The following is a 6090-nucleotide window of genomic DNA, read 5'->3' as shown; positions in this document are numbered from 1 at the left end:
CTTGTATAGCGATCGTAACGGTGATTAGGGAGATTAACAGGAATAACTTTTTCATTTTAGTTTATGGTTTGGTTAGTTTAAAAATAAGAAAAATTGCGGTGTTTTTGTCTTAGCCAGACGGGCTTTCCACTTTTTCTTGATAAAAAGTGGAGCAAAAATCAAGGCTTGCGAACCTTTGTCGCAAATCCTAAATAAATCTTTAGGCGCAATCCTAAGCCGTGTGAAGGATAGTGGTTTTTGTTTGTTTCCGCTGCACTCGTAGGATTTCTTGTTCAGTGCTTATTGAAATGAACTGCAACAAAGATTTATTTGCACTTGCTTCCAAATCTTCTGATGCCGGATGCGTTCTTCTGAAAGATTGTGGCGATTTTAAAGTTTGCGCCTACATAACTTAATGCACCTGTTAGGAACTGCCATAGCAAAGAACCACCGGCCCATATTAACTAAACCTGATTGAAGTGAAAAGCCCGCAGTGTAGCGAGGACTTGAAACGAAAAGCAGGACTGAATTCACCGATTTATTCAAATCCTGCTTTTCTAAATATTATGAATTTATTTTTTTGCACCCAGACCAATGAACTAATGGCTAATGAACTATTGAACCAGCTAGTTGTGCATCATTTTAATAAAAGCACCTAATTTAGCTTTCATGGCTCTTCTATCTACAATGAAATCGAGGAAACCGTGTTCAAGAACGAATTCTGAAGTTTGGAAACCTTTCGGTAAATCTTTTTTAATGGTTTCTTTAATTACCCGCGGACCAGCAAAGCCGATCAGTGCGCCTGGTTCTGCAATATTAATATCGCCTAACATGGCGTATGATGCAGTTACACCACCTGTAGTTGGATCGGTTAATAAAGAGATATATGGAACTTTAGCCTGACCTAATAAGGCGAGTTTGGCTGATGTTTTGGCCATTTGCATTAATGAAAATGCGGCTTCCATCATACGTGCACCCCCTGATTTTGAGATCATCAGGAACGGAACTTTATGTTTAATGCTATAATCGATCGATCTTGCAATTTTTTCGCCCACAACTGAACCCATCGAACCGCCGATAAAAGCAAAATCCATACAGGCAATTACGAGGTCTTGTCCTTCGATTTTACCGACACCGGCACGAATAGCGTCTTTTAAGCCTGTTTTAGCCTGGCTTTCTTTAATTCTATCGGTGTAAGGTTTGTTATCGTTAAAATTTAAAGGGTCGCCTGATGTTAAGTTAGGGAACAGCTCTTTAAACTCGTTATTATCAAATAAAACCTCGAAATATTCTTTTGAGCCTACTCTCAGGTGGTAATCGCAGTAATGACAAACGTATTTGTTTTCCTGAAGTTCTGCCTGATGTAGCGGTTTTTTACAATTTGGACATTTATTCCACAAACCATCTGGTGCTTCTTTTTTCTCCTCTGTTGTGGTGATGATACCTTTTTTTTCTCTCTTAAACCAAGCCATATAATTTTTTGAAGAATTGGATTGCAAAGAAACGAAAAATAAAATAAAGTCGACCCTTATTAGATGTAAAAATAGTCAATGGTGAGTTGGTTGATAGTCGATTGGCAATAATGCAAGCGTTGGATAGGTAATTGAAAACTCGGCTCGGGCTACTGTTAACTGCTAATTGTAAACTTAAGTGTGTCTTTTTTACACTAAGGATAATGTGTTTTTTACACTAAATAGGCCTTATTTTGCTGTTAGGCAAATAATTCTGTTGTTAGAAAAGCTTGGAATGTTATTTTTTTTTATAACTTCGGACTTAATAAAATTAACAAGAAATGAGTTTAAAAGGCTACAAAGGCGTAATTTACGGAGATGCCGTTCAAGAATTGTTTGAGCAGGCTAAAAAACATCAGTTTGCTTTACCAGCAGTTAACGTAACCGGTACAAATACGGTTAATGCGGTATTGGAAACTGCTAAGGCAGTAAATTCGCCTGTTATTATATACTCAACCTAGTGAAGTAGCTTATGCTTACGAAGAATTAAGTAAAGTTTCTCCTCGTTTTACAGTTGCTGCTGCTTTTGGTAACGTACACGGTGTTTATAAACCAGGTAACGTAAAATTGCAACCGGTAATTTTGAAAAATTCTCAGGATTTTATCAAAGAAAAATTCAGCTTAACAGCAGAGAAACCAATCAACTTCGTATTCCACGGTGGTTCTGGTTCTACTCAGGAAGAAATCAGAGAAGCAATTTCTTATGGTGCAATTAAAATGAATATCGATACTGATATGCAATGGGCATTTTGGGAAGGTATTTTAGAATATTACAAAAAGAATGAAGCTTATCTTCAAGGTCAGATTGGTAATCCTGATGGCGATGATAAACCAAATAAAAAATATTACGATCCACGCGTTTGGTTACGTAAAGGTGAAGAAACTTTTGTGAAACGTTTAACTACTGCTTTCGAAGATCTAAACTGTATCAACGTTAACGATAAATTATAAGTTTTGATTGGTTTGGAAGATTGAATTTACAATCAATCATTCAAAAAAGCAATCATTCAATAATTAAACAAAAGCGCCATGGGTTTAAAAACTTATGGCGCTTTTGTTTGTTTTATGGTTATATTTAAGCAAACAAATTGTAATGGCAAAATCTAAAAACGATACCAAAAGAAATAATTTTTTMGAAAAATTTGCCAATGCGGCAACCAAATTTACAGGTAGCTCTGCTGCATTTATAACTGCAACCTCGATTGTGATTATTTGGGCGGTAACAGGACCACTTTTTGATTATTCTGAAACCTGGCAATTGGTAATTAATACAGGCACTACGATTATCACCTTTTTGATGGTTTTTTTGATACAGAAAGCACAGAATAAAGATGGCAAGGCCATTCAGTTAAAATTAAATGAATTGATTGCTGCGCAGCAGGGTGCAAGTAACCGAATGGTTGATATAGAAGATTTGAGTGAAAAAGAACTGGATCAGTTGCATAAATTTTACGTTACGATTGCTGCACTTGCCAAAAAAGAGGCCGATATTCATTGTTCGCATTCAATTGATGTTGCTGAGGCATTAAATGAATCGAAGTTAAAATCGAATAAACACTTTAAACACCACGATAATGAGTCTGCACGTTCAAAAAGTTAATCATCCCGAAGATTTAGATAAAGTATTTGCGATCCGTAAGATTGTATTTGTAGACGAACAGAATTGCCCGCCAGAATTGGAGTGGGAGTATGAAGATGAATCTGTACATTTTCTGGCAACAAATAATGGCCAGCCCTGCGGTGCCTGTAGGTGGCGTAAAACGGATAATGGTTATAAGCTGGAACGTTTCGCAGTTTTAAAAGATTTTAGAGGGCAGGGGGTAGGTCGTGCGCTAATTGCCGAGGCTTTATCTGATCTGCCAGAAGATGCGCATTATATTTATCTGAACTCGCAGTTAGATGCCATGAGTTTGTATGCTAAATTTGGTTTTGTAGCAGAGGGAGAGCAATTTGAGGAGGCTGGGATACAGCACTTTAAAATGGTGAAGAAAGTTTAGGGATAGTTAGCCAGGAGGCACAGAAAACACAGCGCATTCAACGAAAAATCGTCATTGCGAGGTACGAAGCAATCTTAAAGCGATCGCTGGATTGATTATTTACCCACCCATAGTAGTAGGATTGCTTCGTACCTCGCAATGACGACCTAACAATTACCAATACCAACTAAAATATAATGGAAAGAGGAGGATGCGTTTATATCATGGCAAATTCTTTTAATACTGTTTTTTATACTGGAGTAACTTCAGACTTACAGGATAGGGTTTGGCAACATAAAAACAACGAATTTTCAAAAAGCTTTACTTCAAGATATAAATGCTATAAACTGGTTTATTACTCATTCTTTTCTGGGATTGAAGAAGCGATTGATGAAGAAAAAAGAATTAAAGGTGGAAGTCGTCAACAGAAAATAGATTTGATTGAATCTATAAACCCAAATTGGAAAGACCTATGACGAGTTGGATTAATCAATACTTTGCGTCGAAGTACTGGGCAGTAGATTGGTCATTGTGAGGCACGAAGCAATCTTAAAGCGATTGCTAGGCATCGGGTAATTTAGTGGTTTAAAAATGCCCACCCATAGTTGTAGGATTGCTTCGTGCCTCGCAATGACGATCACTCACAAAAAAATCACCCAAATATCTTTCCTGATAAAGCCATTGCCTCATTCCATTTATCCATATCAAGGTTGAGATTTTCTCCCATCAGCAGCCATTGGGCAGCCCCCAAAACCTTTTAAAGCAGAATCTATACGTTTTACCCCCGAACGATAAGCATCTTCTATTTTTTCAAACCGTTCGGCAGGGGTTGAATGTAGATGGATGCCGATTTCGGTATGGTTAAACCTCGAAATCAATTTAGGCAATATGCTCTCGATCTTTTCTGGTGTGGAAACACCTACAGTATCGGCAAGCGACAAAATCTCTACACCTTTACCCACCAGTACATCAGCCCATTTTTCTACAATTTCATAATTCCATTCATCGCCATAAGGATTTCCAAAACCCATTGATAGGTAAACAACCGCTTTTTTGTTGTTTTTAGCGCAAAGGGAGAGCATTTCTTCCACCGTGTTTAATGATTGTACTATGCTTGAATTGGTATTACGCTGTTGGAACGTTTCTGAGATCGAAAAAGGGAAACCAAGGTAATCGACTGCCTCATGCTTTATAGCGTTCTCTACGCCTTTTAAATTTGCTACAATAGCCAAGAGTTTAGTTGCCGTGTTGCTCAAATCCAATTGTGCTAAAACTTCGGCTGTATCGGCCATTTGTGGAATGGCTTTAGGCGAAACAAAACTTCCAAAATCGAGCGTATCGAAACCTACCTGAAGCAGAAGATTCAAATATTCTGCCTTAAGTTCGGTTGGAACAAAATCGTGTAGTCCTTGCATGGCATCGCGTGGACATTCTACTAATTTGAAGTTGTTTTGGCTCATATTTTTGGTTTAACCGCAAAATGCGCAAAGTTTTTCGCAAAGAAAAGAAGAAAAAGGAAACAATTTTTTATCATCAAAGTTGCTCTTAAAGACTAAAGACTAAAGACTAAAGACTAAAGACTAAGACACCTTAACTTCTTCTTTTACGGCTGGTACCTCATCTCTATAATCCACGCTTCGGTCTTTTGCAAAGGTTCTGATAATTAAACGGGTTCCTCTGTCGTAACTGAAATAACTCCAAACCCAATTTACGAAAACAATAATCTTGTTTCTAAAGCCTACCAAAGTCATTAAGTGCACAAACATCCAGGTAAACCATGCAAAAACGCCTTGAAAACGGATTTTTCCAATATCTACAACGGCTTTGTTTCTACCTACGGTAGCCATTGAGCCTTTATCGAAGTATTTAAATTTCTCTAAAGGTTTATTTTCTTTGATGTTGATCAGGTTTTTGGCCAGGTGATGCCCTTGCTGAATGGCGGCAGGTGCAACTCCCGGGTGACCGTTTGGTGTTTCTTCATCAATAATAGCGGCCACATCACCAATAGCATATACATTTTGATAACCCACTACTAAATTCTGCGTATCAGTTTTCAATCGGCCGCCACGAACAATTTCTGCTTTGTCTAAACCACCTAAAACTTCGCCCTTAACACCGGCACTCCAAATTACGGTAGAACTTAAAATTGGTGCTTTATCCTGCAAGGTAAGGGTATGTCCATCATAACTCATTACCCTGGTTTCGTTCATGATCTGAACCCCCATATCGGTAAGGAAATCTTTGGCTTTTTTCTGTGCCTGTGGCGACATTACACCCAATAATTCCGGCGAATTTTCGATCAGGTAGATATTCACCTTGCTAAAATCCATTTCAGGATAATCGTTCGGAATAACGTGTTTTTTAAGCTCTGCTATGGCTCCAGAGGTTTCAACACCTGTTGGGCCTCCACCAACTACTACAAAGTTTAACAATGCACTCTTTTTATCTAAATCTTTTTCGATCAGCGATTTTTCAAAATTCTGTAAGATCAAACTTCTTAAATCCAGTGCCTCCGGGATGGATTTCATTGGCATTGAATTCGCTTCAATTTCTTTATTGCCAAAAAAGTTACTTGTAGAACCTGTAGCAATAACCAAATAATCATAATTAATTCTGCCTATATC

The 6090-nt window shown here is 37.9% G+C and carries 6 protein-coding genes and 1 pseudogene; 4 read left to right on the top strand and 3 right to left on the bottom strand.

Features of this window, described 5'->3' with window-relative positions:
- Positions 1 to 605: 605 nt before the first annotated feature.
- Positions 606 to 1451, bottom strand: coding sequence for an acetyl-CoA carboxylase, carboxyltransferase subunit beta (gene accD, locus AC1DND_RS26105; RefSeq protein ID WP_477585537.1), 846 nt, complete (start codon positions 1449 to 1451; stop codon positions 606 to 608).
- Between the two features lie 320 nt (positions 1452 to 1771).
- Between accD and AC1DND_RS26100 the strand changes: the two are divergent.
- The 4 genes and pseudogenes from AC1DND_RS26100 (at position 1772) to AC1DND_RS26085 (ending at position 3942) form a co-directional block, all read left to right on the top strand.
- Positions 1772 to 2441 (top strand): annotated as a pseudogene (locus AC1DND_RS26100) (class II fructose-bisphosphate aldolase).
- Between the two features lie 142 nt (positions 2442 to 2583).
- The gene (locus AC1DND_RS26095; RefSeq protein WP_477585535.1) at positions 2584 to 3090 is read left to right on the top strand and encodes a low affinity iron permease family protein; all 507 of its coding nucleotides are present in this window, start codon (positions 2584 to 2586) and stop codon (positions 3088 to 3090) included.
- Positions 3065 to 3487 (top strand): GNAT family N-acetyltransferase, encoded by a 423-nt coding sequence (locus tag AC1DND_RS26090; protein WP_477585533.1) that lies wholly within the window; start codon positions 3065 to 3067, stop codon positions 3485 to 3487. Before AC1DND_RS26095 ends, AC1DND_RS26090 begins: the two co-directional genes overlap by 26 nt.
- Positions 3488 to 3663: 176 nt before the next feature.
- Complete coding sequence (locus AC1DND_RS26085; protein ID WP_477585531.1) at positions 3664 to 3942, top strand: GIY-YIG nuclease family protein; 279 nt, start codon at positions 3664 to 3666, stop codon at positions 3940 to 3942.
- A gap of 228 nt (positions 3943 to 4170) precedes the next feature.
- On the opposite strand, the gene AC1DND_RS26080 is transcribed toward AC1DND_RS26085, so the two are convergent.
- A complete protein-coding gene (locus AC1DND_RS26080) occupies positions 4171 to 4926 on the bottom strand; it encodes a beta/alpha barrel domain-containing protein (RefSeq protein WP_477585529.1) in 756 nt (251 codons plus the stop codon).
- A gap of 120 nt (positions 4927 to 5046) precedes the next feature.
- Positions 5047 to 6090, bottom strand: a 1044-nt coding sequence (locus AC1DND_RS26075; protein ID WP_477585527.1) for an NAD(P)/FAD-dependent oxidoreductase, incomplete at its 5' end; no start/stop codon positions are given.

The organism is Pedobacter sp. 01N416 (assembly GCF_056399685.1).
The sequence above is the reverse complement of the archived record's forward strand: the minus strand, read 5'-3'. Positions and strand labels throughout refer to the sequence as shown.

Bases quoted from the DNA above. Each gene is read 5' to 3' on its own strand.
- accD (WP_477585537.1), bottom strand. From the start codon at position 1,451: ATGGCTTGGTTTAAGAGAGAAAAAAAAGGTATCATCACCACAACAGAG.
- AC1DND_RS26090 (WP_477585533.1), top strand. From the start codon at position 3,065: ATGAGTCTGCACGTTCAAAAAGTTAATCATCCCGAAGATTTAGATAAA.
- AC1DND_RS26085 (WP_477585531.1), top strand. From the start codon at position 3,664: ATGGAAAGAGGAGGATGCGTTTATATCATGGCAAATTCTTTTAATACT.
- AC1DND_RS26080 (WP_477585529.1), bottom strand. From the start codon at position 4,926: ATGAGCCAAAACAACTTCAAATTAGTAGAATGTCCACGCGATGCCATG.